This is a genomic window from Antrihabitans stalagmiti, assembly GCF_016482825.1.
Lineage (GTDB): Bacteria > Actinomycetota > Actinomycetes > Mycobacteriales > Mycobacteriaceae > Antrihabitans > Antrihabitans stalagmiti.
Genome location: NZ_JAEMNV010000008.1, coordinates 136,266 through 161,594 on the forward strand (window position 1 = coordinate 136,266; position 25,329 = coordinate 161,594).

The 25,329-nt window shown below is 64.5% G+C and carries 27 protein-coding genes; 4 read left to right on the top strand and 23 right to left on the bottom strand.

Annotated elements, in window-relative coordinates; genetic code table 11:
* Positions 1-28 precede the first annotated feature (28 nt).
* The 6 genes from lgt to JGU71_RS22520 form a co-directional block, all read right to left on the bottom strand.
* Positions 29-1,633: a prolipoprotein diacylglyceryl transferase gene (gene lgt, locus JGU71_RS22495; protein WP_307829774.1), complete on the bottom strand. Its 1,605-nt coding sequence runs from the start codon at positions 1,631-1,633 to the stop codon at positions 29-31.
* Positions 1,630-2,433 carry a tryptophan synthase subunit alpha gene (gene trpA / locus JGU71_RS22500; protein WP_199706753.1) on the bottom strand — a complete coding sequence of 268 codons (804 nt, stop codon included), beginning with the start codon at positions 2,431-2,433 and terminating at the stop codon, positions 1,630-1,632. The genes lgt and trpA overlap by 4 nt, the downstream gene beginning before the upstream one ends.
* Positions 2,430-3,734: a tryptophan synthase subunit beta gene (trpB, locus tag JGU71_RS22505; protein ID WP_199706754.1), complete on the bottom strand. Its 1,305-nt coding sequence runs from the start codon at positions 3,732-3,734 to the stop codon at positions 2,430-2,432. Before trpB ends, trpA begins: the two co-directional genes overlap by 4 nt.
* A gap of 75 nt (positions 3,735-3,809) precedes the next feature.
* Complete coding sequence (gene trpC, locus JGU71_RS22510; RefSeq protein ID WP_199706755.1) at positions 3,810-4,619, bottom strand: indole-3-glycerol phosphate synthase TrpC; 810 nt, start codon at positions 4,617-4,619, stop codon at positions 3,810-3,812.
* 87 nt (positions 4,620-4,706) lie between these two features.
* The gene (locus JGU71_RS22515) at positions 4,707-5,363 is read right to left on the bottom strand and encodes a TIGR02234 family membrane protein (RefSeq protein WP_199706756.1); all 657 of its coding nucleotides are present in this window, start codon (positions 5,361-5,363) and stop codon (positions 4,707-4,709) included.
* Positions 5,360-6,934 carry an anthranilate synthase component I gene (locus tag JGU71_RS22520; RefSeq protein WP_199706757.1) on the bottom strand — a complete coding sequence of 525 codons (1,575 nt, stop codon included), beginning with the start codon at positions 6,932-6,934 and terminating at the stop codon, positions 5,360-5,362. The genes JGU71_RS22515 and JGU71_RS22520 overlap by 4 nt, the downstream gene beginning before the upstream one ends.
* 56 nt (positions 6,935-6,990) lie before the next feature.
* On the opposite strand from JGU71_RS22520, the gene JGU71_RS22525 reads away from it, so the two are divergent.
* Both JGU71_RS22525 and JGU71_RS22530 read left to right on the top strand, forming a co-directional pair.
* Entirely contained in the window at positions 6,991-7,446 is a 456-nt protein-coding gene (locus JGU71_RS22525) for a peroxiredoxin (protein WP_199706758.1), read from the top strand.
* Between the two features lie 10 nt (positions 7,447-7,456).
* Entirely contained in the window at positions 7,457-8,038 is a 582-nt protein-coding gene (locus JGU71_RS22530; protein WP_199706759.1) for a permease, read from the top strand.
* 65 nt (positions 8,039-8,103) lie between these two features.
* On the opposite strand, the gene JGU71_RS22535 is transcribed toward JGU71_RS22530, so the two are convergent.
* The 14 genes from JGU71_RS22535 to hisD form a co-directional block, all read right to left on the bottom strand.
* On the bottom strand, positions 8,104-8,970 hold the full coding sequence (locus JGU71_RS22535) for a DUF559 domain-containing protein (RefSeq protein WP_307829775.1): 867 nt from the start codon (positions 8,968-8,970) through the stop codon (positions 8,104-8,106).
* Between the two features lie 157 nt (positions 8,971-9,127).
* A complete protein-coding gene (locus tag JGU71_RS22540; protein WP_199706760.1) occupies positions 9,128-9,493 on the bottom strand; it encodes a hypothetical protein in 366 nt (121 codons plus the stop codon).
* Positions 9,494-9,555: 62 nt separating this feature from the next.
* On the bottom strand, positions 9,556-12,279 hold the full coding sequence (locus tag JGU71_RS30445) for an AAA family ATPase (protein ID WP_199706761.1): 2,724 nt from the start codon (positions 12,277-12,279) through the stop codon (positions 9,556-9,558).
* Positions 12,280-12,338: 59 nt separating this feature from the next.
* Positions 12,339-12,518: a tautomerase family protein gene (locus JGU71_RS22550; protein ID WP_199706762.1), complete on the bottom strand. Its 180-nt coding sequence runs from the start codon at positions 12,516-12,518 to the stop codon at positions 12,339-12,341.
* A 22-nt stretch (positions 12,519-12,540) separates the two neighbouring features.
* Positions 12,541-12,888, bottom strand: a complete 348-nt coding sequence (hisI, locus tag JGU71_RS22555) for a phosphoribosyl-AMP cyclohydrolase (RefSeq protein WP_199706763.1) — start codon at positions 12,886-12,888, stop codon at positions 12,541-12,543.
* Positions 12,889-12,912: 24 nt separating this feature from the next.
* On the bottom strand, positions 12,913-13,686 hold the full coding sequence (gene hisF / locus JGU71_RS22560) for an imidazole glycerol phosphate synthase subunit HisF (protein WP_199706764.1): 774 nt from the start codon (positions 13,684-13,686) through the stop codon (positions 12,913-12,915).
* Positions 13,683-14,501 carry an inositol monophosphatase family protein gene (locus tag JGU71_RS22565; RefSeq protein WP_199706765.1) on the bottom strand — a complete coding sequence of 273 codons (819 nt, stop codon included), beginning with the start codon at positions 14,499-14,501 and terminating at the stop codon, positions 13,683-13,685. The genes hisF and JGU71_RS22565 overlap by 4 nt, the downstream gene beginning before the upstream one ends.
* 10 nt (positions 14,502-14,511) lie before the next feature.
* Positions 14,512-15,246, bottom strand: coding sequence for a bifunctional 1-(5-phosphoribosyl)-5-((5-phosphoribosylamino)methylideneamino)imidazole-4-carboxamide isomerase/phosphoribosylanthranilate isomerase PriA (gene priA, locus JGU71_RS22570; RefSeq protein WP_199706766.1), 735 nt, complete (start codon positions 15,244-15,246; stop codon positions 14,512-14,514).
* 11 nt (positions 15,247-15,257) lie between these two features.
* A complete protein-coding gene (locus JGU71_RS22575; protein WP_307829777.1) occupies positions 15,258-15,518 on the bottom strand; it encodes a hypothetical protein in 261 nt (86 codons plus the stop codon).
* Positions 15,515-16,147, bottom strand: coding sequence for an imidazole glycerol phosphate synthase subunit HisH (gene hisH / locus JGU71_RS22580; RefSeq protein ID WP_199706767.1), 633 nt, complete (start codon positions 16,145-16,147; stop codon positions 15,515-15,517). Before hisH ends, JGU71_RS22575 begins: the two co-directional genes overlap by 4 nt.
* Entirely contained in the window at positions 16,144-17,295 is a 1,152-nt protein-coding gene (locus JGU71_RS22585) for an MFS transporter (RefSeq protein WP_307829778.1), read from the bottom strand. Before JGU71_RS22585 ends, hisH begins: the two co-directional genes overlap by 4 nt.
* A 7-nt stretch (positions 17,296-17,302) precedes the next feature.
* A complete protein-coding gene (gene hisB, locus JGU71_RS22590; RefSeq protein WP_199706930.1) occupies positions 17,303-17,926 on the bottom strand; it encodes an imidazoleglycerol-phosphate dehydratase HisB in 624 nt (207 codons plus the stop codon).
* Positions 17,923-19,059 carry a histidinol-phosphate transaminase gene (locus JGU71_RS22595; protein ID WP_199706768.1) on the bottom strand — a complete coding sequence of 379 codons (1,137 nt, stop codon included), beginning with the start codon at positions 19,057-19,059 and terminating at the stop codon, positions 17,923-17,925. The genes hisB and JGU71_RS22595 overlap by 4 nt, the downstream gene beginning before the upstream one ends.
* A complete protein-coding gene (hisD, locus tag JGU71_RS22600; RefSeq protein WP_199706769.1) occupies positions 19,056-20,417 on the bottom strand; it encodes a histidinol dehydrogenase in 1,362 nt (453 codons plus the stop codon). The genes JGU71_RS22595 and hisD overlap by 4 nt, the downstream gene beginning before the upstream one ends.
* 125 nt (positions 20,418-20,542) lie before the next feature.
* Between hisD and JGU71_RS22605 the strand changes: the two genes are divergently transcribed.
* Entirely contained in the window at positions 20,543-21,016 is a 474-nt protein-coding gene (locus tag JGU71_RS22605) for a GNAT family N-acetyltransferase (protein WP_307829780.1), read from the top strand.
* 7 nt (positions 21,017-21,023) lie between these two features.
* On the opposite strand, the gene nadC is transcribed toward JGU71_RS22605, so the two are convergent.
* The 3 genes from nadC to nadA form a co-directional block, all read right to left on the bottom strand.
* Positions 21,024-21,881: a carboxylating nicotinate-nucleotide diphosphorylase gene (gene nadC / locus JGU71_RS22610; protein WP_199706770.1), complete on the bottom strand. Its 858-nt coding sequence runs from the start codon at positions 21,879-21,881 to the stop codon at positions 21,024-21,026.
* A gap of 1 nt (position 21,882) precedes the next feature.
* Entirely contained in the window at positions 21,883-23,439 is a 1,557-nt protein-coding gene (locus tag JGU71_RS22615) for an L-aspartate oxidase (RefSeq protein WP_233529974.1), read from the bottom strand.
* Positions 23,440-23,516: 77 nt separating this feature from the next.
* Entirely contained in the window at positions 23,517-24,542 is a 1,026-nt protein-coding gene (gene nadA, locus JGU71_RS22620) for a quinolinate synthase NadA (protein WP_199706771.1), read from the bottom strand.
* 74 nt (positions 24,543-24,616) lie between these two features.
* Between nadA and JGU71_RS22625 the strand changes: the two genes are divergently transcribed.
* Positions 24,617-25,324 carry an NUDIX hydrolase gene (locus JGU71_RS22625; RefSeq protein WP_199706772.1) on the top strand — a complete coding sequence of 236 codons (708 nt, stop codon included), beginning with the start codon at positions 24,617-24,619 and terminating at the stop codon, positions 25,322-25,324.
* Positions 25,325-25,329 lie beyond the last annotated feature (5 nt).

The following is a 25,329-nucleotide window of genomic DNA, read 5'->3' on the forward strand; positions in this document are numbered from 1 at the left end:
GCGCCGTCCGAGTCGACGAAGCGAGCAGTTACTTGGAGCGGTCCAGCCGCGATCGGACTCGACGGAAGAGTGTCTGCGCAGATTTCGAGGCCTTCGCAACGACCGCCGATCGGGTCGTCGAGTCGTCCGGAGTTGCCGGTTCCGTTTTGGCAGGCTCTGCTTTTGCGGGCTCGACCTTGGCCGTCTCGGCCTTCGCCGGCTCTGCTTTCGCCGGCACAGCCTTCACTGGCTCAGCCTTGGCGGCTTCGACCTTCTCCGGCTCAGCCTTCACTGGCTCAGCCTTGGCGGCTTCGACCTTCGCTGGTTCAGCTTTCGCCGGCACAGCCTTCACTGGCTCAGCCTTGGCGGCTTCGACCTTCTCAGGCTCGACCTTCTTGGGCTCGGGCTTGGCTACCTTGGCTGGCTCAGCCTTCGCCTTTGTCACCGTCGCGGCCGGTGCAGCGGCGGTCTCGGAGACTGCGGCGTCCTTCGGGGCAGCGTCCTTCGCGGAAGAGTCCGCATCGGACGCCTCGACAGCCTCGACAACCTCGGCCTTCGGCTCCTTGTTCAGCAGCGACTTGACGCGACCCGCGAGTGTCGGCGCCGCGACTGCTCCCGCTGTACCTGCCGTCCCGTCCTCGGGCACCTCGGCGGCGTCGTCATCGACATCTTCGGTGTCGTCGGTGTCTTCGACGAGTCCAGCACCGTCTTCGTCGACCTCATCAACCTCGTCGGCTTCCGCGTCAGCCTCGAGCGCAGCGGCTTCGCGCGTCTCCCTCGACAGCAGTTCCTCCGGTTCCTCGCGACCCTTCTCGGCGAAGATGAAGTAGGCGGCAGCGAGAACGAAGACGATCGCCGACGTGAACGAGTTGATCCGAATTCCCGCGATGTGGGACGCCTCGTCGGCACGCATCAGTTCGACACCGAACCGGCCCAAGCAGTAGCCAGCCACGTACAGGGCGAACAGTCGACCGTGACCGATTTTGAAGCGACGGTCCAGCACGACGAGCAGACCGACGATCAACACGTTCCAGAGCAGCTCGTACAGGAACGTCGGGTGCACTACCTTCTCGACGACGCCGATGGACACACCGTTGAGGTCGTTGCGCTCACCGAGCGAGTTGAAGCGCTGGTAGATCTCCAGGCCCCACGGCAGGTCGGTTTCGCGGCCGTAGAGCTCCTGATTGAAGTAGTTGCCGATGCGGCCGATCGCTTGCGCGAGCAGGATGCCTGGCGCGATCGCGTCACCGAAGGCGCCGAGCGGTATGCCTCGTTGCCTGCAGCCGAGCCACGCTCCGATGGCGCCGAAGAAGACGGCACCCCAGATACCGAGACCGCCCTGCCAGATTTTCAGCGCATCGATCGGGCTCTGGCCTTCGCCGAAGTACTTCGGCCAGTCGGTCGCAACGTGATAGATGCGCCCACCGATCAGACCGAACGGAACCGCCCAGATCGCGATGTCGAGGACGGTGCCCGGCTCTCCCCCACGCGCGAGCCACCGCCGCTCGCCCCAGAAGATCGCGACGATGATTCCGACGATGATGAAGAACGCGTACGCCCGCAGCGGGAACGGACCCAGCTCCCAGACGCCCTGCGGCGGGCTGGGGATGTAGGCCAAGACGTCCGTCGCGGAGGTCGGCAGAGAAGAAGTCACGACGCAACGGTAGCGGAGCGCACTCCTCGAGCGAGTTCGGCCGTGAGTCGACGGACTTCGTCGACACCTTCGCCGGCCGCCGAAACCAACGCCGAACCGACGATGACGCCGTCGGCGAACTGAGCTATTTCCGCTGCTTGCGCACCTGATCGGACACCGAGCCCGACCCCTACCGGGATATCGGAATGAGTCCGGATGCGGGCCGTCAACTCGGGCGCCGCAGACGAAACGGCGTCACGCGCACCCGTCACACCCATCGTCGACGCCGCGTAGACGAAGCCGCTGCTCTTGTCGATCGTCATGTTGAGACGCTCTTCCGTCGACGACGGCGCGACGAGGAAGATCCGATCGAGATGGTGTTGTTCGGATGCGGCGAACCACTGGTCCGCTTCTTCCGGAATGAGGTTGGGCGTGATGAGTCCAAGGCCGCCCGCCGCAGCGAGATCGCGGGAGAAGGCGTCGACGCCGTAACGGAGGACTGGATTCCAGTAGGTCATCACGACGGCCTTGCCGCCGACGGACGCGATCTGCTCGACGACCGTGAAGACGTCACGAACCCTGATGCCGTTGCTCAACGCTTGTTCGGCGGCCGCCTGGATCACCGGCCCGTCCATGACGGGATCGGAGTACGCGATGCCGACTTCGATGACGTCGCAACCTGATTCGACCATCGCCTTGAAGACGTCGATCGAGCCGTCGAGATCCGGGTAACCGGCGGGCAGATACCCGATCAGTGCCGCCCTGTTCTCGGCGCGGCACTGCGCGAAGGTCGGCGCAAGGCGAGATTCACGTTCACTCATGATGCCGACCCCTCCGCATTCGTTGCTTTCGCTTCGTCGAGCAGTCCGAACCACTTCGCAGCGGTATCCATGTCTTTGTCGCCGCGACCGGACAGGTTCACCAAAATGATTGCGCCAGGACCCAATTCCTTGCCGAGCTTCAGTGCGCCCGCGACTGCATGTGCCGATTCGATGGCCGGGATGATGCCCTCGGTTCGACTGAGCAGAAGCAAAGCGTCCATCGCTTCGGTGTCGGTGATCGGCGCATATTCGGCGCGCCCGATGTCCTTGAGGTGAGCGTGTTCGGGTCCGACGCCCGGGTAGTCGAGGCCTGCCGAGATCGAGTGCGATTCGATGGTCTGGCCGTCGTCGTCCTGCAGCAGGTACGAGTACGCACCCTGGAACGCTCCGGGCGTGCCACCCGCGAATGTCGCGGCGTGCCTTCCGGTTTCGACACCGTCGCCTGCAGCTTCGTAACCGACGAGACGAACGTCAGCATCGTCGATGAACGCGTGGAAGATGCCGATCGCATTGGACCCGCCACCGACGCACGCTGTCACTGCGTCGGGCAGCCTGCCGGTCAGTGCCTGCACCTGAGCGCGTGCCTCCAGTCCGATGATCCGCTGAAAGTCGCGGACCAGAACAGGGAACGGATGCGGACCCGCGGCCGTACCGAAGCAGTAGTAAGTGTTGTGGGCGTTGGTAACCCAGTCGCGCAGCGCCTCGTTGATCGCGTCCTTGAGGGTGCGGGATCCCGACTCCACCGACACGACGATCGAACCGAGCAGACGCATGCGAGCGACGTTCAGCGCTTGCCGTTCGGTATCGAGCGCGCCCATGTAGATGATGCATTCGAGGCCGAGCAGTGCGCACGCAGTCGCCGTTGCGACACCGTGCTGACCTGCGCCCGTCTCGGCGATGATTCGGGTTTTGCCCATCCGCTTGGCGAGCAGCACCTGTCCGAGCACATTGTTGATCTTGTGCGAGCCGGTGTGATTGAGGTCTTCGCGCTTGAGAAGAATCCTTGCGCCACCGGCATGTTCGCCGAGACGTCGCGTTTCGTACACCGGCGATGGCCGCCCTGTGTAGTCGCGCTGCAACTGGTCCAGCTCGTCGAGGAAGGAGTCGTCGATGCGGGCTTTCTCGTACTCCGCGGTGACTTCCTCGATCACGGCCATGAGGGCCTCGGGAACGTGGCGGCCGCCGTAGACCCCGAAGTGTCCACCGATGTCCGGCTCGTGGTGGCTACGTTCGGAAATGCCGTCGCTTGCCCTCGGAAGGCCTGCGCCCTTGGCGTCGAGTATCGATACTTGCTCTCGCATGTGTTAGCTATCCCCTGCTGCCATTGGTCCAGCCTGATTTGTCGGATGGTGAAACGGCACGGCTCACCGACAGGTTCAGCGGGCCGGCTTGGGGCACGACGGATGCGTGCCTGCCGTCACCAGATCGGCTACCGCGCTGCGCGGATCGCCACTGCGTACAAGTCCTTCGCCGACGAGGACGGCATCTGCACCCGCACCCGCGTAGGCGAGCAGGTCAGCTGTCCCACGGACACCGGACTCGGCGATCCTGATGACTTCAGACGGTAGTCCGGGTGCGATCCTGGCAAAGCTGTCGCGGTCGATTTCGAGAGTCTTCAAGTTCCGCGCGTTGACTCCGATCACCTTGGCACCGGCTTCGAGAGCGCGATCGGCCTCTTGTTCGGTGTGCACCTCGACCAGCGCCGTCATACCGAGTGATTCGGTCCGATCGAGCAGCGACGCAAGCGCGTCCTGCTCCAGTGCGGCAACGATCAAGAGGATGACGTCGGCGCCGTGCGCCCGTGCTTCGTGGATCTGATACGGCCCAACCATGAAGTCTTTACGCAGCACAGGAATGTGAACTGCGGCACGTACGGCATCGAGATCGTCGAGAGATCCGTGGAAGCGGCGGCCCTCGGTCAGCACGCTGATGATGCGAGCGCCGCCGGACTGATACGCCAACGCAAGTTCGGCGGGGTCGGCGATTTCGGCGAGCGCGCCCTTCGACGGGCTTGCGCGCTTGACCTCGGCAATCACGCCGATTCCAGGCTCACGCAACGCGGCGATGGCGTCGAGTGCTGGGGGTGCCGCCGCAGCTGCAGCCTTGATCTGAGCGAAGTCGAGAACAGCCTCGCGGGCGGCGACATCGGCGCGAACCCCGTCGAGAATCGAGTCGAGTACGGTCATCGCTGCTCGAATCCTTTCTGGGAAATCGGCCGATGTTGTCGGTCGTTGATCGGATCTTGACTAGCGTAGAGGGCTTGCCCTACGCGGTTATCGCCGGGTGCCATCGTCGTCCCCGTCGTCGGCGGTCGGATCGGTGCCCGCATCGAGCGCATCCCACAGCACCCGTTGCGACGTTTCCGCATCGCCTGTCTCCGCTGCTTTCGCCACCGAGACTTTCGCCAGTTCGCCGGCGTTCGAGCCACGCCTGTCGTACTTGGCGGACAGGCCGCGCTGTGCCGAATTCCTTCGGAGCAGAAGCAGTCCGGCAACGACCGAGACCACCCCGCCGAGCAACGCGAGCAACGCCGCCGCTGGATGTGTTTGCACCCCGGTGACCTCTGCTCGCCCGGGCAGTTCGGCAAGTCGTCCAGCACGGTCGTTCGTTGCGCTACCCGCAAGCAACGCAACGGCAGGCACGGCTGCGGCGACACCGACCGCGACGATCAGAACCGCGAACACTTTGAGTACCCATCCGCGGACGGCGAAAACAGCTGCGATCGCTGCGACGAATACAAGCGCGAACGGCGTCAGCGTCGCTGCCCACGTCCCGCCGAGGATCGCGTCGACGCGATCCTCACCGAGGCCGTCGGACGACTCGACCCGCACCCAGGTCAGCCGCGACGACGCCCACAGACACAGCGCCGCGACGGCGAGTGCTGCCACTGCCGCCAACGGGTACCTGCGCGCCGGACTCTGCTCGGTCAATCCGAGGCACCGCCGTAGGTCCGCATGGTCTTCGCGGCGGCGATCGCGCCGAGCACAGCCATCGCTTTGTTCTTCGCCTCGGTGTCCTCGTACTCGGCGACCGAATCCGCGACGACGCCTGCACCGGCCTGCACGAAGGCCTTCCCGTTTTTCACGAGCGCTGTGCGGATCGTGATGGCCGTGTCCGCGTCACCGGCGAAGTCGAGGTAACCCACGATGCCGCCGTAGATGCCGCGTCGCGTCGGTTCCAACTCGTCGATCAGTTCCATCGCCCTGACCTTCGGTGCACCCGACAGCGTTCCCGCCGGGAAGCACGCGGCAACTGCATCGAGTGCACGCTTGCCCTTTGCGAGGTGACCCGACACCGTCGACACCAGATGCATCACGTGGCTGTACCGCTCGATGTGGCGGTACGCGCTCACCTTGACGGTGCCCGGCTGGCACACCCGCCCCAGATCGTTGCGGCCGAGGTCGACCAACATCAGATGCTCGGCGTTCTCCTTCTCGTCCGCGAGCAGACCCTTCTCCAAGAGAATGTCGTCTTCTTCGGACTCGCCACGCCACCGGGTGCCTGCGATCGGATGGGTCGTCGCGACACCGTCTTTCACCGTTACAAGGGCTTCGGGACTCGACCCGACGATCGAGAACGCCGTGCCGCCGTTGCCGTTCGGAATGTGCAGCAGGTACATGTACGGACTCGGATTCGACGCCCGAAGCATGCGATACAGGTCGATCGGGGTCCCGTCGTAATCCATCTCGAAGCGCTGCGAGAGCACCACCTGGAACGCCTCACCCGCTTCGATTTCCTCGACGAGTCTGCGCACGCCGGCACCGAACTCTTCGGTTGTGCGCTGGCGCCGAAAATCCGGCTTGGGACGGTCGAACGTCGACACCGTCGAGGGTGCGGTCGTCGCAAGCGCCTCGGTCATCTTGTCGAGCCGTGCGACCGCGTCGTCGTATGCCTCGTCGACGTGGGCGTCCGTACCGTTCCAATTGACCGCGTTGGCGATCAGAGTGATCGCACCCTCGTGGTGATCGAAGGCCGCGAGATCGGTCGCGAGCAGCATCACCATCTCGGGAATCTGCAGATCGTCGACCGCATGGGTCGGCAGCTTCTCGATCCGACGAACCGCGTCGTAGCCCATGAACCCGACCATGCCGCCGGTCAGCGGGGGAAGCCCCGGCAGGCGTTCGGTCTGCAACAGATCCAGCGTCGCCCGCAGCGCTTCGAGTGGGTTGCCACCGGACGGCGCGTCCGCCGGAATCGCACCCAGCCACGCGGCTTCGTCGTCGACGACGGTCAACGCCGACGGGCTGCCCGCTCCGATGAACGACCACCGTGACCAGGACCGGCCGTTCTCCGCCGACTCGAACAAAAACGTGCCGGGTCCGTCGGCTGCGAGTTTGCGGTACGCCGACAGTGGCGTCTCCGAGTCGGCGAGCACCTTGCGCGTCACCGGAACAACACGATGCTCAGCGGCAAGCAGTCGGAACTGAGCGCGCGTCGTCGTCGAGTCACCCGCAGTTCCGTGTGCCGGTGCGGGTGGAATCGTCGTGGTCTCGCCAGCCATACGAGCCATTGTCTCAGTCACGCAGGTGTGTACGTGCCACAGGTACTGTCTGTTCAATGAAGCAAGGCGAGCGCGCTCCCCAATTCGAACTGCCCGACCAGACCGGAGCCAACCGCTCCCTGGACGACCTGCTGGCCAAAGGTCCGGTTGTGTTGTTCTTCTACCCGGCAGCCAACACTCCCGTCTGCACCGCGGAGGCCTGCCACTTCCGTGACGTCGCAGCCGAATTCGACGCACTCGGCGCAAGCCAGGTCGGCATCAGCACCGATTCCGTCGACACCCTCGCAGGTTTTGCGAAGAGCCAGCGCCTCGACTATCCGCTGCTCGCTGACGTCGGCGGTTCCGTCGCGGCCGAGTTCGGTGTGAAGCGTGGACTGCTCGGCAAGCTTGCACCGGTCAAGCGCCAGACCTTCGTCATCGACACCGATCGCACCGTCCTCAAAGTGATCGCGAGCGAATTGAAAGCGAACACTCACGCTGACCAGGCCCTCGAGTTCCTGAAGAGCCGATAGGCTGCGAGTTATGACGTCGCAGAACGCCGATCCACAGACTCCAGTCAAAACCGGCAAGCCCACGTGGCTGAAGCGGACGATCGCCATAGCAATAGCAGCGGTCGTCCTCGTGATCATGTACTTCATCCTCGCGGCATTCATACCGCGCTGGTGGGGCATTCGTATCGGCGAGGCCGCCGACGGAACCTTCACGCGCGGAATCGGATTGGGGCTGCTGCTCGGCGTGGTCTGCACAGTCGCACCACTGCTGCTGTTCCTCCTCGCCGGGTTGTCGTGGAAGAAGCGCGGCGGCAAATTCGTCGCAGCAATCGCCGCGGTCATCGCGCTGATCATCGCGATCCCCAACTTGATGACACTGAGCATCGTCGTCGGCAGCGGCGACGGCGCACATTCGGGTGCTCGCAGCTTGGACACAGAAGCACCGGGTTTCCGTGGCGGCACCTTGGTCGGCGCAATCATCGGCGTCCTGGTGTTCGTGTTGGTCGCCTTCCTCGTCGTGCAGTTCAAGCGACGCGGCAAGCAACTCCGCAAGGCAAAGGCTATGCAGCAGATCGATCGCGCCCAGCAGACGATCGACCAACCCCACGTCTGAGTTCTCCTCGAACGGGCTCTCAGTGCCGTGATTTCGCCGAAATCGCAGCACTGAGGGCCCGTTCGTTATGTCTGAGCTCCCCGTTCGCGCAGCACGCTGCGGATCTGCAGCATCAACAGCGGGCGCCCGAACATCAACTGCTTCGCCTTGACCCGGATCACCCGCCAGCCCGCAGCCTCGAGCGCATTCCATCGTTCGATGTCGTTGTTGCGGGCGAGCTTGTCGAAATGGTGATCACCCTCGTATTCGACGACCACTCGCCAGCACCGCCAGCCCATGTCTGCACGTCCGATGAAGCGGCCGTTCGCATCATGGATCTCCAGCTGAGTTTCCGGCTGCGGCAGTCCCTCTCGCACAATCGCCAAGCGGGTCTTGGTCTCCCAGGTCGACTCGGCGCCTTCGTCCGATAAGTCGACGACCTTACCTATCTGCCGCAGACCGCGATCACCGCTACGTGCGTCGACGTATTCGGCGAGTTCGGTGCGTGTCAGCCGCGTGCACTGATACATCATGTCGACAGCCTCGACCGCGGAGTCGAGGTCCAGGCGGCGCCCAAGATCGTAGGCGGTTCGCACAGGTGAGGTGATCGCGCACGAGCGTCGCACCACAACGTCCTCCTCAGCTAGGGCGTCCCGGTAGATCACGAGGTTGGCTGGAGTTGTTCGATGGTCGGTAAGGTTCACGACCGCAGGCGCGGACGTATCGATCCATTTCGCGCCCCAGAATGCCGCCGCCGACCACCCCGCCAAAACCCCTCGCCCCTTCGACCAACACCACGCAGCATGTGCAAGAGTGACGGCGTTCCACTCGGCCTCGCGACGGATGTAGACGTCCGGAAATATGCGGACATAGTCACGGTCGACGCTGTATCGCGTGACCAACCCGTTGCGGAGCGCCTCCGAGCGCCGCAACGGCATGTAATTGGGCTGCACGTTGCAGACGATCGCACGACACAGCTAGGGACCCTCGGCTAAAGCCCAGGTCGGAGATTGCCCTGTGGATAGCCGCCTACTTGTGGACAAAGCGTCGAACGGGCTCTCAGCGCTGCGATTTCGACGAATTCGCGACACTGAGAGCCCGTTCGAGACCTCACCAGGGGCGCTGGGGCGGCTGCTGGTACTGCTGAGGCGGCTGTTGAAACTGCTGCCTCGGTGCCGGTGACTTCGCGATGATCAAACCGAGCAGGATGAATGCCAGTCCGACTACGCTCGCGGAGTTCAATCCGGCGTTGAGCCACTGCTGATCTTCGTTGTATTCGGGCCGCCAGATGTCGAGCTGCTGCAGTCCCAGATAGACCGCCGACGGCAGGCTGAGCGCAACTCCAAGGATCCCGAGGGTGGTTGCCCCGCCGCCTCGACGACGGCTGCCTGCGAGCAACGCCAGCAATGCGATGGCCAAGATAACCACGACAGCCGCAGAGTTGACCTTGTAGAGGGTGTTGATCGAGTCGTACATTGCGCTCCCCTATCGCTTGATCGATCGAGCGTATGGCCACACCACGGTCCGCGCAGCGAGAGCTACAAATACAAACCTGTCGACGGCTCGTCACGCTCCGGCGCGGAATCGCGAACGTCTTCGACGCGAACGAGCCTCAGCTCGTCGACGTCGGGTTTCATATTCGAGCTCGTCAGCCTGATCGCCTGCTGACCGAGGATCGAATCGATCAGGTGCCGCATCGCGCGGGCGTTGCCGAAACCGTTGCCACGCTTCATCCGTCCGACGATTCCCGCGACGCGCTCGACGACGCCGTCCGCAAGGACAAGACCGGATTCGACGATCATCGCCTCGAAGATCGTCACGAGTTCGACATTCGAATAATCCGGAAACTCCAGTTGCCGAGCGAACCGTGACTCGAGTCCGGGGTTGGACGCGAGGAACCTCGCCATCTCGTCGCCGTACCCCGCGACGATCACCATGAGGTCGTTGCGGTGATCCTCCATCAGCTTCACCAGTGTCGCGACAGCTTCGTGCCCGAAGTCTCGATAGCTGTCCGGGGGTGTCAGCGCGTAGGCCTCGTCGATGAAAAGCACACCGCCGAGCGCGCGTTCGACAGCCGCACGAACCATCGGGGCGGTCTGACCGATGTAGCGACCGATCAGATCCGCGCGCGAGACCTCGACCAGATGCCCGGACGACAACATCCCGACCGAACTGTAGATCCGCGCCAGCAACCGGGCGACCGTCGTCTTGCCGGTACCGGGGTTGCCGAGAAAGGCGAGGTGGCGCGTGGGTGGCCGGACCACGATCCCGGCTTCACGACGCAATTCGAAGGCGGCCGCTTCGGCCCGCAACAGCCGCACCTCTTCCTTGATCGAGTCGAGCCCGACCAGGGCGTCCAACTCCCCCATCGGATCACCGATCTCGCTCGCCGCGCCTGCGACCTCGGTTGGGAGGTCGTCGGCGGTGACGGTCGCCGCGGTGTTGTCGGTCCGTGCCCGAGCCGCGGTGACGGCATCGTTGGCGAAGGCCGAGACCAGGTGGCCGTTGCGCAAATTGCGGAAGGGCCGGATGCCGGCCAACCTGGTTCCCGCGGCCGCGACGGTCTCGTCGTCGACGGTGCCACCCAGCCGAACGACTTTGCGCCGGAACAAGTCTGCGAACGTAGGCTCGTCCAGGTCGTAGGTCACTGCGGTTCGAAACTCGCGAGCAAGCGCAGGGTTCGCGTCGTAGACGGCACGATGCCCGTTCTCGCTGCACAAGGCGATGACGTCGAGGCCCTTGTGCTCGTCGAGCAACCGCAACAATTCGCGGCCGACGCTGTTGTCCACCTCGGACGAAGTCAGCAACTCGTCCAAGCCGTCGACTACGAGCACACGTTTTCCTGCGCACGCATCGACTTCACGGCGCAGCAATTCGATCGAGGATCCGACGCTTCGGTCCGCAAACATCGCAGCGGGCAGCCAGCGGGTCGGCTCGACAGCGCCGACTCCACGAAATGCGTCGGCGACCATGTCGACAGCGACGCCCTTGCCGGTTCCCGCCGGTCCAGCGATGAGCAATCGTATTGCGGCACCGCCACTTTCGGCCGCACCGATGATCGCAGCCTTCAGCTCGGGCTGGCCGACGATCGACAACGCCGCAACCTCGTGCGGCTCGGGTTCGTCGCCGATCAGCAGGGCGTCCCCATCGCCGATCGCGTGCGCCTTGGCGATCGAATTGATGACGCGACGCCGCGTCACCATCGAGCGCAGGCTTTCTTCGAAGTCGTGCACCGGCACCGACGACGACTGGTTCCCGTATCGGGTTTGCGCACGGTTGGGAACCCCGTACGACGCGCCGTCGAGCCTGCGGGCCATGTCCAACCAGGTCCGGCAATGCGCGAGGTGACCGTCGATCGCAGCACGGACCAACCAGCGAACGGTCGCGTCCTTCCATTCGTTGGTGTCGAAATCGCCTGCCAGTTCCTGCATTTGCGCTTCGACCGCGGTCAGCAGATCGATGCCGAGCGACGCAACCAATGCACTCGGCGCGAACTTGACCCCGGCGGCGAGCAGTAGACGCGCGATCGCGGTCGCGACCTTGTCACCACCGACCGCGCCGGCCAACGTCCGATGGATGGCGACGAACCCGTCGGCAGCCCACGTCAGATATCCGACAGGACCACTCAACTCGGGCAGAACGTCGACGATCTTGCTGTCCGCGAAATCACCCCACCTGTCGGCGAATTCTTCGATCGGTGCCGTGAGATCCCATTCGTGTTCGGCCTCGTCGGCCGCACGGTCGTCGATCAGCTTGGCGAGTGCCGCCCTGCGGGCTTCGATCGGCTCGAAACCGGCGAATACGTCGACACATTCGCGCAGCATCACCAATGCGGTAGCGCGGCGATCCCGATCGGTGCCTGCAGTTTCCATCAGAGCCCAACCCGGCGGACGCCAACGACCGTCCTGACCACGAACGAAGTTCCATCGCGGACGCGACGGCGTCAGTTCGGAACTCCGAAACGGATCGGTGACCGCGAAGACCATCTCACCCCAATAGCCCGAACGCACAGCACATGAGCCGAGCAGAAATCCGAGCATTCCGTCGAGCGTGGTGGCAATACCGTTGTGCGGCTCGCGAAACCCCCGCTGCGAATCGACCGTCCACTCGCTGACCCGCGGATCTTCGACCAAACGCGCTGCCCGACTGTGCATCTCGTCGAGCAATCCGGCGGGAATACGCCACGGACCGAACGAATAGAGGTCGATGACCGGCTCAGCCGCATAGGAAAGCTCGAACTCGGGCGGCAGTGTAAAGCCCACGGAGTTTCCAAACGTGCTCACGTGGCGCAATCTACAGCCAGTGCGGTGTTCACCGAGGGTCAGCCGAGAGGTTTCCCTCCGACACCCCAGGCTTCACGCGGAATGTCGGTCATGGTGACCCACACCGCGTCGGGATTTTTGCCCGTCGCCTCGGCATAGGCGGCGGTGACCGCGGCGATTGCTGCTCGCTTCTGGTCGGCAGTCAATCCGGGCGTCTGGCTGATCTGAATCAAAGGCATGCGGCCATCCTGCCGCATACCTCTATGCGTCGGACGCGAGCAGCACGTCGGCATCGAAGCAGGTGTGGGTGCCGGTGTGGCACGCGGCGCCGATCTGGTCGACGACGAGCAGCACGGTGTCGCCGTCGCAGTCGAGCCGCACTTCGTGCACGTACTGCGTGTGACCGGACGTCTCGCCCTTGACCCAGTACTGCTGGCGGGAACGCGAATAGTAGGTCCCCTTGCGGGTTTCCAACGTCCGGGCAAGCGCTTCGTCGTCCATCCACGCGACCATCAGTACGTCGCCGGTGCTGCGCTCCTGCGCGACTGCCGAAAACAGGCCGGCGTCGTTGCGCTTCAGTCGCGACGAGATGGACGGATCAAGACTCATACCCCAGTTATACCGGTGAGCCGATCAGCGGACGACGATGCCCTCCGCACGCATGACGTCCTTGACCTCGGAAATTCGCAGGTCACCGAAGTGGAAAACGCTCGCAGCCAGCACCGCGTCGGCCCCGGCCTCGACCGCGGGAGCGAAATGTTCGATCGCACCGGCTCCGCCGCTTGCGATAACGGGGACGAAGACTGCAGCTCGGACCGCACGAATCATCGGCAGGTCGAAGCCTGCTTTCGTTCCGTCGGCATCCATCGAGTTGAGCAGGATTTCCCCGACTCCGAGTTCGGCGCCACGCACCGCCCACTCGACGGCGTCGATACCTGTTCCCCGTTTTCCGCCGTGGGTCGTGACTTCCCAACCGGACGGTGTGTCGGGTTCGCCGTCCGGAACCGTCCGCGCATCCACCGAAAGGACGATGCACTGCGATCCGAAACGTTCACTGAGTTCGCGAAGCAGTTCGGGACGAGCGATGGCAGCGGTGTTCACCGATACCTTGTCGGCGCCGGCCCGCAGCAGCCGGTCGACGTCGGCAACACTGCGCACACCACCGCCGACGGTCAACGGGATGAACACCTGCTCTGCCGTGCGGGTGACGACGTCGATCATGGTGCCGCGATCCGACGTCGACGCTGTGACATCGAGAAACGTCAGCTCGTCCGCACCCTGCGCGTCGTACGCGGCGGCAAGCTCCACCGGATCGCCGGCATCGCGAAGGTTCTCGAAGTTGACGCCCTTCACAACACGTCCGGCATCGACGTCCAAGCACGGAATGACGCGCACAGCGAGTGTCACAGTCCGATCCCCTCATCCGCGCCCACAGACCCGATAATTCCCAACAGTTCCTCGTGCACGCCCGGCGCGGCGGCGAGAACCGACCGCGACCCGATCGTCCACGGTGCACCGGCAAGATCGGTGACGACGCCTCCTGCGGCACGGACCTGAGCGACGCCTGCCGCGTTGTCCCACGGATGGTGACCGAAGACGACGGCACCGCCGAGAACACCAGCGGCTGCATAGGCGAGGTCGACACCGGTGGAACCATGCATGCGCAGACGCGACGACTGAGAGCTCAAAGCGCCGAGCAACAGATGTCGGTAGTCACCACGGATGACACCCCGGCTGTCGACGTTGAACGCACCGAAACCGATCATCGACGACGACAGCGATGCTCTTTTCAGGGCAGGGACCGGCTCGGCATTGCGATACAGCGGACCTTCGGGTCCTGCTGTGTAGCGCTCGCCCAGCAGGGGCAGCCAGGTCAGGCCCAGCACCGGCTGACCCTCGTGCACAAGTGCAAGGAGCATGCCGCACAACGGAAGTCCGGCGGAGTAGTTGAACGTCCCGTCGATCGGGTCGAGTACCCACGACGTACCCGACGCCAGTTCCGGACCGCCGAATTCTTCGCCGTGAACTTCGATTCCGGTGCGGTCGAACAACTCTGTGGAAAGCCGACGTTCGAGTTCGAGGTCGACCGCGGTCGCGAAGTCGTTGGGCCCCTTCTGAACCGCGCTGGGAGCGCCGACGCCTGCGATGAACCGCTCGGACGCCGCATCCAGCAGTTCGCTTGCGACAGCGAGCAGTTCGACGGGGTCAGCTGGCAGAGTCATCTGGTTCCGGCTACTTCGACACCGCAGCGAGAGCGTCCACAAGCGTGAATCGTCCGGCGTACAAGGCTTTTCCGACGATCGAACCCTCGACGCCGTCGTCGACCAACGTCGCGATCGCTTCGAGGTCGGCGATGGACGACACGCCACCGGACGCGATAACGGGGGCGCCGGTCGCAGCGCAGACCTCACGCAGCAGATCGAGATTCGGGCCGTTGAGCATGCCGTCGCGGCCGACGTCGGTGACGACGTAACGCGAGCAGCCGTCGCGGTCGAGGCGCTCGAGCACCTCCCACAGGTCGCCGCCGTCGGTGACCCAGCCACGGCCACGCAACTGGTAGCGGCCGTCGATCAGCCGGACGTCGAGGCCGACTGCGATCCGGTCGCCGTGCTTGGCGATCGAACGAGCACACCATTCGGGATTTTCGAGTGCGGCCGTACCGAGATTCACTCGCGCGCAGCCGGTCGCCAACGCGGCTTCCAGGGACTCGTCGTCGCGGATGCCGCCGGACAGCTCGACCTTCACGTCGAGTTCGCCTACGACCTCGGCAAGCAGCTCACGGTTGGAGCCGCGACCGAAGGCGGCGTCCAAGTCGACCAGATGGACCCACTCGGCGCCGTCGTTCTGCCACGCCAACGCGGCATCACGAGGCGAACCGTAGCTGGTCTCGCTACCGGCAGCACCTTGGACAAGTCGTACGGCCTCACCGTTCGCAACATCGACGGCAGGCAAAAGAACCAGGCTCACGTGCGTAAACCCTACTGCGTCGGATGCGGGTCGGAGTGCTCGGGATCATCGGAATCACCGAACGCACGGTTCGTGATGCGTGTCGCAACGAAGCCGAGTGCTGCGACCGCGGCGAACACTCCGATGATCGCTATCGCGAGCAGAACGCCGGGTGGTGCCGGAATCGAGACGACAAGTACCGCAGTGACGACCAGGACCAGCGTCGCAGCCCCGATCGAGAAGATCACCAGCTTGGCGTAGGACAGGTCTGGTCGTGAGCGGCCCTGTGTCACAGGCTGTTCACCCAGTTCTGGAGTAGGACCGCACCTGCGTCGCCCGACTTCTCGGGGTGAAACTGGGTAGCTGACAGCGGACCGTTCTCGACGGCGGCGAGGAAGGGTCCACCGTGTTCGGCCCAGGTCAGTTTCGGCGGCGCGAGCAGATCCGAGTCCGGCAGATCCCAGGTCTGAGCTGCGTAGGAGTGCACGAAGTAGAACCGAGTTGCGTCGTCGAGGCCTGCGAAAAGCACACTCTGTGGTGGCGCAGCAACCGTGTTCCAGCCCATGTGCGGCAGCACCGGCGCTGGAAGCCGGCCAACGGTGCCTGGCCATTCGCCACACCCCTCGGTCTCGACCCCGAACTCGACGCCTCTGGCGAACAGGATCTGCATCCCGACGCAGATGCCGAGCACGGGTCGACCGCCTGCGAGCCGCCGACCGATGATGCGTTCTCCCCTGACCTCTAGCAGTCCAGCCATGCACGCGGCATAGGCGCCGACGCCGGGAACGACAAGCCCGTCTGCCGCGAGGGCGGTATCGAAATCGGACGTCACCTCGACCTGTGCGCCGACCCGCGCAAGTGCACGCTGGGCGGAATGCAGGTTGCCGGAACCGTAATCGAGCAGCGCAACCGACTTCGTCATGTCTTAAGCGTAAAGGGCACTGCGATCGCGGCCGCCACGGCGGCGACTACGAACGCCAACGAGTAACCCTGCACTGTCGCGAGCACCCCGAGTGAGAGCGCACCGATGCCGGTACCGCCGTCGTAGGCGATGTTCCACGCGGCGCTGGCCGAGCCCCGCCGATAGGGACCGGCAGCGGCGAAGATGACGACGAGACTGTCGTTCTGGCAGGCACCGAAGCCGAGGCCGAGCAGTGCCCCGCCCGCGATCACTCCAAGTGCCCATACGTCGCTGTGCAGCGCGAACGCGAGCAGCACCAGCCCCGTTGCGGCAACAGCGAGCGATGGTGAGAGCAGTCGTCCTGGACCGAATCGGTCCGACAGAGCTCCGGCCGCGTACCGACCCGCAACCTGACATGCGCTCGTCGCCGCCAGCGCGATGGTCGCAACGATCGCGACGTCATGCGTCGCAATCGGCACAAGGCTGGTGACGCCACCCAGGGCCGCCGCAAGCACGATCATCGCGAGCAGTGGGCCGACAAGAGCCGTGAACGGAATTCGCACCCGACGTGCACCGTCGTCGCTCGACTTGGGATACACGTCCGGCAACAGTGCGACCGCTGCCATGGCAATCGTCGGGATGAACGCACCGATGACGAAAACCGGAGCAGTCGAGGTGAGGTCGACAAGCGCCAACCCTGCAGGCAGACCGACGACCTGACCACCTGCGGAGGAGATACCGATTGCAGCACTTGCCCGTCCGAGTTGATGTTCGGGCGTGATCTCGGCAACGAAGGCGGCGCCGGCAACGGTGATGAGCCCGAACCCGATACCTCGGACTGCGGATATCGCGAGCACCGGAATCGCGTCGGTCGACAGAAGCAGCGCAAGGGCGGGCAAGCCGAGCAAGGCGGCGCCCGTGGCGAGGACACGGCGATAGCCCCACGCTCGCAGGAGTTTCGGTGTTGCCAACTGCACTGCGACCGTGGCGGCCATGAACACCGCCGTGCTCGCCCCTGCGATCGCGTCCGACTCACCGGACAGCGACAACGCAAGCGGCACAACGGGAAGCAACATCGCCCAACCGCCGAACACCGCCGCACCGATAACCAGAATCGTCGGCAATCCTCGAATGGAAAGCAGCGACGGCTCCCGTCGTTCGCGGGTCACTAGTGCATCACAAGGTGCCCTTGGTGGACGGCACTCCGCTGACCCGTGGATCAGGTTCGACGGCCGCACGCAGTGCGCGAGCCACCGCTTTGTATTCGGCCTCGGTGATGTGGTGCTGATCGCGGCCGTAGAGCACCCGAACATGCAGTGCTATGCGGGCATTGAGTGCGATCGACTCGAACACGTGGCGGTTGATCACCGTCGAGTAGGGCGCGCCACCTTTCGCGGGGTCGCCCGGAATGATCGCGTGCAGCAGGTGGTCGGGTTCGCCGGTGTGCATGCAGTACGGCCTACCGGAGACATCGACTGCGGCATGAACGAGCGTCTCGTCCATCGGGATGTAGGAGTCACCGAAACGGCGGATACCTGCCTTGTCGCCTAGCGCTTGGCCGAGTGCCTGGCCGAAGACGATCGCGGTGTCCTCGACCGTGTGGTGCGATTCGATCTCGGTGTCGCCCTCTGCGTGCACTGTCAGGTCGAAACTGGCGTGGGTGCCGAGCGCGGTGAGCATGTGGTCGTAGAACGGCACGCCGGTGGAAATATCGACGACGCCCGTGCCGTCGAGGTCGAGCTCGACGACGATCGACGACTCCCTCGTCGTACGTTCGACTCGCGCTTTACGTGACATCAGCTCGCTCCACCTTCTTTTGCAATTTCCGTAGCAACCAGTTTCTCGCTGACCCGCAACAGTTCGTCATTCTCCGCTGCCAGGCCAATGGTCGCACGCAAATATCCTTCGATACCGACGTCACGGATCAACACGCCCTCGTCGAGATAGTGCTGCCACGCTCGCGGTGCGTCGGCGAAGCGACCGTAGAGGACGAAGTTGGCATCGCTGGGGACGACGTCGAAGCCGAGCTCGGCCAACCTCGCCATCACCCGATCACGTTGTGCCGCAAGCTCTGCCACGCTGCCGAGGGTCTCGTCCGCGTGGCGGAGGGCGGCACGAGCAGCCGCCTGCGTGACTACCGACAGGTGATACGGCAGGCGAACCAGCAACATTGCGTCGATGACGGCGGGAGCTGCGACCAGGTAGCCGAGTCGCCCGCCGGCAAACGCGAAAGCCTTACTCATCGTTCGAGATACGACGAGTTTCGTCGGATACCTGTCGATCAACGTCACCGCACTCGGCCCTGCCGAGAATTCACCGTAGGCCTCGTCCAAGACGACGATTCCCGGTGCGGCGGCGAGGATCGCCTCGATGTCTTCGAGCGGAATGCTGTGTCCGGTCGGGTTGTTCGGACTCGTCACGAACACGACGTCAGGTCGGCGTTCGGTTATCGCCAGTACCGCGTAGTCGATATCGAGTGAGAAGTCGCCGTTGCGTTTGGCTTCGATCCATTCGGTGTTGATGCCGGTCGAAATGATCGGGTGCATCGAGTACGACGGGACGAAACCGAGAGCACTGCGTCCCGGTCCGCCGAAGGCCTGCAGCAGTTGCAGCAGAATTTCGTTGGAGCCGTTGGCCGCCCACACGTTGGCCGTCTGCACGTCAACACCGGTTTGGGTCCGCAGGTATGCCGCGAGGTCGGTACGCAACGCGACAGCGTCACGGTCCGGGTAGCGGTGCAGTTCGGCAGCCGCTGCACGAACCGATTCCGCGACATCGTCGATCAGCGCCTGCGTCGGCGGGTGCGGGTTCTCGTTGGTGTTCAACTGCACCGGCACTGTCAATTGAGGTGCACCGTAAGGCGTTTTGCCACGCAGACTTTCGCGAATCGGAAGTTGGTCGAGGTTGATGCCGGAGCCCGGTGCCGTGCTCACCGCTGATCCTGTCGCGGCCCGCCGGCCAGGCTCTCGAACCGCAGCCGAACCGCTTCACCGTGCGCTGGAAGATCTTCCGCGTTCGCGAGCGTCACGACGTGACCCGCGACCTCGTCGAGTGCGGCCTCCGAATAGTCGACGACGTGAATACCGCGGAGAAAAGTCTGCACGCTCAATCCGGACGAGTGCCGCGCGCAACCTGCCGTCGGCAGCACGTGATTGGAGCCTGCGCAGTAGTCGCCGAGGCTGACGGGCGACCAGGGCCCGACGAAAACCGCTCCGGCACTTGTCACTCGCGCCGCAACGGCCGAGGCGTCGGCGGTCTGAATCTCGAGGTGCTCGGCGGCGTAGGCATTGACGACTCGTAGGCCTTCGTCGATGTTCGGGACGAGAACTGTGCCGGATTGCTTGCCGGACAGGGCTGTTGCCACGCGCTCCTGGTGCTGGGTGACTTCGAGTTGGGCTGTGAGAGCGTCGTCGACGGCATCGGCGAGTTCGACACTGTCGGTGACGAGCACGCTTGCGGCGAGGACGTCGTGCTCGGCCTGGCTGATGAGGTCGGCCGCGACGTGAATCGGGTCGGCGGTTGCGTCGGCCAAGATCGCGATCTCGGTCGGGCCTGCCTCGGCGTCGATACCGACCAGGCCGCGGCACAGTCGCTTGGCTGCGGTCACGTAGATGTTGCCTGGCCCGGTGATGAGGTCGACGGGCTCGAGTTCGGCAGAGTCGGTATCGGTTCCGCCGTAGGTGAGTAGCGCGACCGCCTGTGCGCCACCGACCGCCCACACCTCGTCGACACCAAGAAGCTGAGCTGCCGCCAGGATCGTCGGGTGCGGCAGACCGCCGAACTGCGCCTGCGGCGGCGAGGCGACAACGAGGGAGTCGACCCCCGCGGTCTGGGCCGGGACCACGTTCATCACGACACTCGACGGATAGACGGCGTTGCCGCCAGGCACGTAAAGGCCGACCCGGGCAACGGGAATCCAGCGTTCGGTGACGGTGCCCCCGGGGACCACCTGGGTCGTCTTGTCGGTCCGCCTCTGGTCGGCGTGGACCAGGCGCGTGCGCTCGATCGCAACCTCGAGTGCCGCGCGAATCGCGGGATCGAGCTCGTCGAGAGCGCGCTGCAACTCGTCAGCCGATACCCGGACCGTCGTCGGGGCGATGCCGTCGAACTTCTCGCTGAACTCGTTGGCGGCCTCGACACCGCGGTCGCGAATCGCCTCGACGACGGGACGAACCTGATGCAGTACCGAGTCCACGTCCACTCCGCCACGCGGTAGCGCGGCACGAAGTTCGGCCGTTGTGGTGGTTCGACCGCGCAGATCGACGCGGGCGAGCTGGGTACGGGCTGGCATCGGTTTCCTCTCGAGACTGACGCACCGGACAGGGCCTCAACATCCTTTGGACGCCCTTGGCGCACTACAAGGATACTTCTGCCGGTGATCGGTCTCCGACAGCGTCGCGCCGCTAGCCTGATTCCGTGGCACGAACGACGCGGTTGGAGATCAGGGTCGACGACCTGACCGATCGCGTCGTCGTGGCCTTTCTCGACGATCACATCGCCGACCTGCGGATCACGTCACCGCCGGAAAGCACCCACACCCTCGATCTCGATGCGTTGAGGAGCCCCGCCGTCACCGTCTGGACGGCATGGGAGGGCGAGAAGCTTGTCGGTTGCTGTGCGCTCGCGGCGCTCGACGCACGTCATGCTGAATTGAAGTCGATGCGCACAACGCCGCGACGCATACGGTCGGGCATTGCGTCAGTGCTGCTGACGTTCGTCGTCGACGAGGCGCGTCTACGCAGATATCGGCGGCTCAGTCTCGAAACCGGATCCATGGACGACTTCGAGCCCGCACGAAAGCTGTATGCCAAGCACGGCTTCGAGTACTGCGCACCGTTCGGTGACTACGTGGACGATCCGAACAGTGTGTTCATGACCAAGGCCCTGTAGCAGCCGCTCACATGTCCAGACCGAGGTCGAGTACCGAGACCGAGTGCGTCAACGCACCGATTGCCAGGTAGTCGACGCCGGTGCTTGCGTATTCGGCCGCGACGTCGAGTGTCAGACCACCCGACGATTCGAGCTTGGTTTGCGGCGCGGCGGTGTTGCGACGCTGCACGGCCATCTGGGTCTGCCAGAGCGGGAAGTTGTCGAGCAAGACCAGTTCGACGTTCTCGGCGAGGACGGCGTCGAGTTGTTCGAGGCTGTCGACCTCAACCTCGCACGCGATGTCGGGGCGTAGCTCGCGCACAGCACGCAGGGCCGCGACCACAGATCCCGCAGCGACGACGTGGTTGTCCTTGATCAGTGCCGCATCGCCGAGGCCCATGCGGTGGTTGACGCCGCCGCCCATGCGAACGGCGTATTTCTCGACGGCACGGAGTCCAGGGAGGGTCTTGCGGGTGTCCCTGATCTTGCAATCGGTTCCCTCGACGGCATCGACCCACGCTGCGGTGGCGGTTGCGATACCGGACATGTGGCACAACAGGTTCAGCATCGTGCGCTCCGCGGTGAGCAGTTGGCGTGTCGGCGCCAGCACGCTCAGCACCGTGGTGCCCTTGTCGACACGGGCGCCGTCGAGCAGGCGTTCGGTGACCTCGTACTTGCCTGCGCCGATCACCTCGTCGAGTACGAGGAGACCGACGTCGATTCCGGCGACGGTTCCCGGCGAACGCGACACGACAGACGCTTTTGCAACTGCATCCTCGGGAACGGTTGCGGCACTGGTCACGTCGGGTCCGTAGCGGAGGTCTTCTTCCAAAGCAGTTCGGATCACCCGCATCACATCGTCGAGTGATAGAGAGTCGTCGACCATCTCAGCGCACCTTTTCAAGAGTCTGTTGGGAAATCCGGAGTTCGCCGCCCTCGTCCATCCGGATCGAAATGCTGTGCCGCTGCACGTCACTGGTCTCCGGATAGTCCGATCGGGTATGGCAACCGCGACTTTCGAGCCGAGCCGAGGCAGCGAGGACCAACGCGTTCGCTGTGACGGTGAGGGCCGAATCTTCCAGCGCCGTAACGTCTCCCGATCCCCATTTCGGAGCCGCGACCAGTTGTGAGTAGGCATTCGTCAGACCGGCATTGTCGCGAACGACGCCCGCGTTGTCCGTCATCAACTGCTGGACTTGCGCGCGCGGCAGTCGTGCGGTCGCCCACAACACCGAGTCACGTACCTGGGCGGTGATGCCCTTGCGTTCCGCTGCGGCGATGCCAGCACGCTCGCCGACGACAAGCCCTTCGAGAAGACTGTTGGACGCCAATCGATTTGCACCGTGCAGGCCCGTGCGTGCGACCTCACCTGCGGCATACAGCCCTGGCACACCGGTGTGACCGTTCACGTCGGTCACCACGCCACCGCACTGGTAGTGCGCTGCGGGAGCGACCGGAATCAGCTGCGTGGTCGGGTCGATACCGGCAGCCAAGCAGGACGCGGTGATCGTCGGAAAACGTTGCGCGAAGCCGTCGATGCTGCGGGCGTCCAGGAAGACGTGATCGGTGTCGAGCCCACGAAGGCGGGCTGCGATCGCCTTCGAGACCACGTCGCGCGGGGCGAGATCTCCGCGCGGATGCACACCCGCAGTTACCGAGTTACCCTCGGTATCAACCAACTTCGCGCCTTCACCGCGAACAGCTTCGCTGATCAACGGGCGTCGACCGACCCCACCGGATGCGAACAACACCGTCGGGTGGAACTGAACGAACTCGATGTCGGCGACAGTCGCGCCGGCATCGAGTGCGAGCGCAACTCCGTCTGCCGTCGCACCGGGTGGGTTGGTGCTGCACGCGTACAGCTGACCGAGCCCACCCGTGGCGAGCAGGACCGAGGGCGCATGTACGACGCCGTAACCCTTGTCTGACAGCACTATTACGCCTTGCACTCCGGACATCGGGTCGGTGACGATCCGTGCCGCAGCAGCCCCGAACAATACCGGCAGGCCTGCCGCGTTGAGGGCGCGCTGCACTTCGGCACCGGTCGCGTCGCCGCCTGCGTGAATGATCCGGCGCGTGCTGTGGCCGCCTTCTCGGGTCCGCGAGACCTTGCCGTCGCGACCGAGGTCGAACACGGCACCGAGGTCGGTCAACGATGCGATGGCGTCCTGGCCACCGGACACGATGGATTCGACCGCAGCAAGGTCGCACAGACCCGCACCGGCTTCCATCGTGTCCTTCACGTGCGACGCAACGGAATCGCGCTTCGGCGCGACGACGGCGATGCCGCCCTGCGCGTATTGCGTCGACGTGTCGGTCGGTCCACCTTTGCTCAAGGTCAGGACGCGCAACCCGCGCAGCGATGCCGCGCGGGCAGCGGTGAGTCCCGCGACGCCACCGCCGACGACGATGAGATCGGCCTCGGCTTCCCACGAGATCGGCAGCCTGCGGTCCGCGAACCACGCGCCCGCGGTGATCTGGTCGGGTGTCAACGGTCCGCCCGACCCCCCCGACCCCGCTGTCACTCGCCTCCGCCCGGGGTACCGATCTCGATCATCCGCTGCACGGAACCACGTGCCAGTTCGGCAGTTTCGGGGTCGACATGCACCTCGTCCTTGCCCTCGATCAGGCAGCGCAGTAACGCGGCCGGGGTGATCATCTTCATGTACTTGCACGACGCGCGGTCGTTGACAGCCTGGAAGTCGATGCCGGGCGCGGCTTTTCGGAGTTGGTGCAGCATTCCGATCTCGGTCGCGACAAGCACTTCCTTCGACTTCGCGACCTTGGCGGCATCGATCATGCCGCCGGTGGACAGGATGTGCACGCGGTCGGCTGGGAAGGCTCCTTCGCCAGCGAGGTAGAGAGCCGATGTGGCGCAACCGCATTCGGGGTGCACGAACAGTTCCGCGTTGGGGTGCGCCTTAGCCTGTGCCGTCAGTTCGTCGCCGTTGATGCCTGCGTGTACGTGGCACTCCCCTGCCCAGATGTGCAGGTTCTTGCGACCGGTGATGCGCTTGACGTGCGCGCCGAGGAACTGGTCGGGAAGGAAGAGCACGTCACGATCCGGATCGACGGACGCGACGACGTCGACGGCGTTGGACGACGTGCAGCAGATGTCGGTCAACGCTTTGACCTCGGCCGTGGTGTTCACGTAGGAGACAACGACTGCGTCCGGGAACTCCGCTTTCCAGGCGCGGAGATCGTCGGCGTTGATGGAGTCGGCCAGCGAGCACCCAGCGCGCGCATCGGGGATCAGCACCGTCTTGGTCGGGCTGAGGATCTTCGCGGTCTCCGCCATGAAGTGGACACCGCAGAAGATGATCGTGCCCTCGGTCGCCTCGGCAGCGATCCGCGACAGAGCGAGCGAGTCGCCGACGTGATCGGCAACATCCTGGATCTCCGGCAGTTGGTAATTGTGCGCGAGGATCGTCGCATCGGCTTCACGTGCGAGTCGTTTGACCTCGACCGCCCACTCCGGCGTCCCGGTCAGGCCGGTGAACCCACCCGGGCCGTCCACGATCTGAGATTCCAGCAGTGTCGTCGCCATGTCGACTCCTTCCCACGTCCCCGGTGGCTGTGCCGAGTTCGCGTTCTCGAGGTTTTCGACTTAGGATCGAAAACATGCTTCATGGTAGCACCATCCACGAATCGCTCACCGCGGTGTTCCAAGTTAGACACTTCGACGGGCGCCCAGGGACCGACGAACGAGCCGAGCTCGCGGTCCTACTCTGGCAACGCGCGCTGGACCCGCAAGCCGGGACCTGGTCGCTGCCAGGCGGAAAGCTCCGCGACGACGAAGACCTCACCACCTCGGCGCGGCGGCAACTCGCCGAAAAGGTCGACGTCCGCAACCTTGCACACCTCGAGCAGCTGTCGGTTTTCAGCGATCCATGCCGCGTGCCGGGCCCACGAAGGATCGCGTCGACATTCCTCGGGTTGGTGCCGTTGACCACCGATCCGCAACTACCTCCCGACACCCGCTGGCATTCGGTGTGGTCGCTGCCGGAGATGTCGTTCGACCACAGCATCGTCGTCGAACACGCACGGACCCGGCTGGCCGCCAAGCTGTCCTACACGAACATCGCATTCGCCCTCGCACCGCCGACGTTCGCCATGTCCACACTGCGCGAAATCTATTGTGCTGCACTTGGATACGACGTGGACACCACCAACCTGCAGCGCGTCCTCAGCCGCCGCAAGGTGATCACACCGACGGGGACGACGTCCTCCCCCGGACCGGCAGGTGGTCGACCGGCCGCGATGTACCGGTTCACCGATTCACAGATCCGCGTCACCGACGAGTTCGCTGCCCTGCGGCCGCGGGTATGAGCTAG

What these genes read in the sequence shown, in the direction of transcription:
- JGU71_RS22525 (WP_199706758.1), top strand. Translation starts at nt 6,991, where the DNA reads ATGAAGCAAGGCGAGCGCGCTCCCCAATTCGAACTGCCCGACCAGACC.
- hisI (WP_199706763.1), bottom strand. Translation starts at nt 12,888, where the DNA reads ATGAGTCTTGATCCGTCCATCTCGTCGCGACTGAAGCGCAACGACGCC.
- hisD (WP_199706769.1), bottom strand. Translation starts at nt 20,417, where the DNA reads ATGCCAGCCCGTACCCAGCTCGCCCGCGTCGATCTGCGCGGTCGAACC.
- trpA (WP_199706753.1), bottom strand. Translation starts at nt 2,433, where the DNA reads ATGAGTGAACGTGAATCTCGCCTTGCGCCGACCTTCGCGCAGTGCCGC.
- trpB (WP_199706754.1), bottom strand. Translation starts at nt 3,734, where the DNA reads ATGCGAGAGCAAGTATCGATACTCGACGCCAAGGGCGCAGGCCTTCCG.
- hisH (WP_199706767.1), bottom strand. Translation starts at nt 16,147, where the DNA reads ATGACGAAGTCGGTTGCGCTGCTCGATTACGGTTCCGGCAACCTGCAT.
- JGU71_RS22625 (WP_199706772.1), top strand. Translation starts at nt 24,617, where the DNA reads ATGCTTCATGGTAGCACCATCCACGAATCGCTCACCGCGGTGTTCCAA.
- JGU71_RS22565 (WP_199706765.1), bottom strand. Translation starts at nt 14,501, where the DNA reads ATGACTCTGCCAGCTGACCCCGTCGAACTGCTCGCTGTCGCAAGCGAA.
- nadA (WP_199706771.1), bottom strand. Translation starts at nt 24,542, where the DNA reads ATGGCGACGACACTGCTGGAATCTCAGATCGTGGACGGCCCGGGTGGG.
- JGU71_RS22520 (WP_199706757.1), bottom strand. Translation starts at nt 6,934, where the DNA reads ATGGCTGGCGAGACCACGACGATTCCACCCGCACCGGCACACGGAACT.
- trpC (WP_199706755.1), bottom strand. Translation starts at nt 4,619, where the DNA reads ATGACCGTACTCGACTCGATTCTCGACGGGGTTCGCGCCGATGTCGCC.
- JGU71_RS22550 (WP_199706762.1), bottom strand. Translation starts at nt 12,518, where the DNA reads ATGCCTTTGATTCAGATCAGCCAGACGCCCGGATTGACTGCCGACCAG.
- JGU71_RS22540 (WP_199706760.1), bottom strand. Translation starts at nt 9,493, where the DNA reads ATGTACGACTCGATCAACACCCTCTACAAGGTCAACTCTGCGGCTGTC.
- JGU71_RS22530 (WP_199706759.1), top strand. Translation starts at nt 7,457, where the DNA reads ATGACGTCGCAGAACGCCGATCCACAGACTCCAGTCAAAACCGGCAAG.
- nadC (WP_199706770.1), bottom strand. Translation starts at nt 21,881, where the DNA reads ATGGTCGACGACTCTCTATCACTCGACGATGTGATGCGGGTGATCCGA.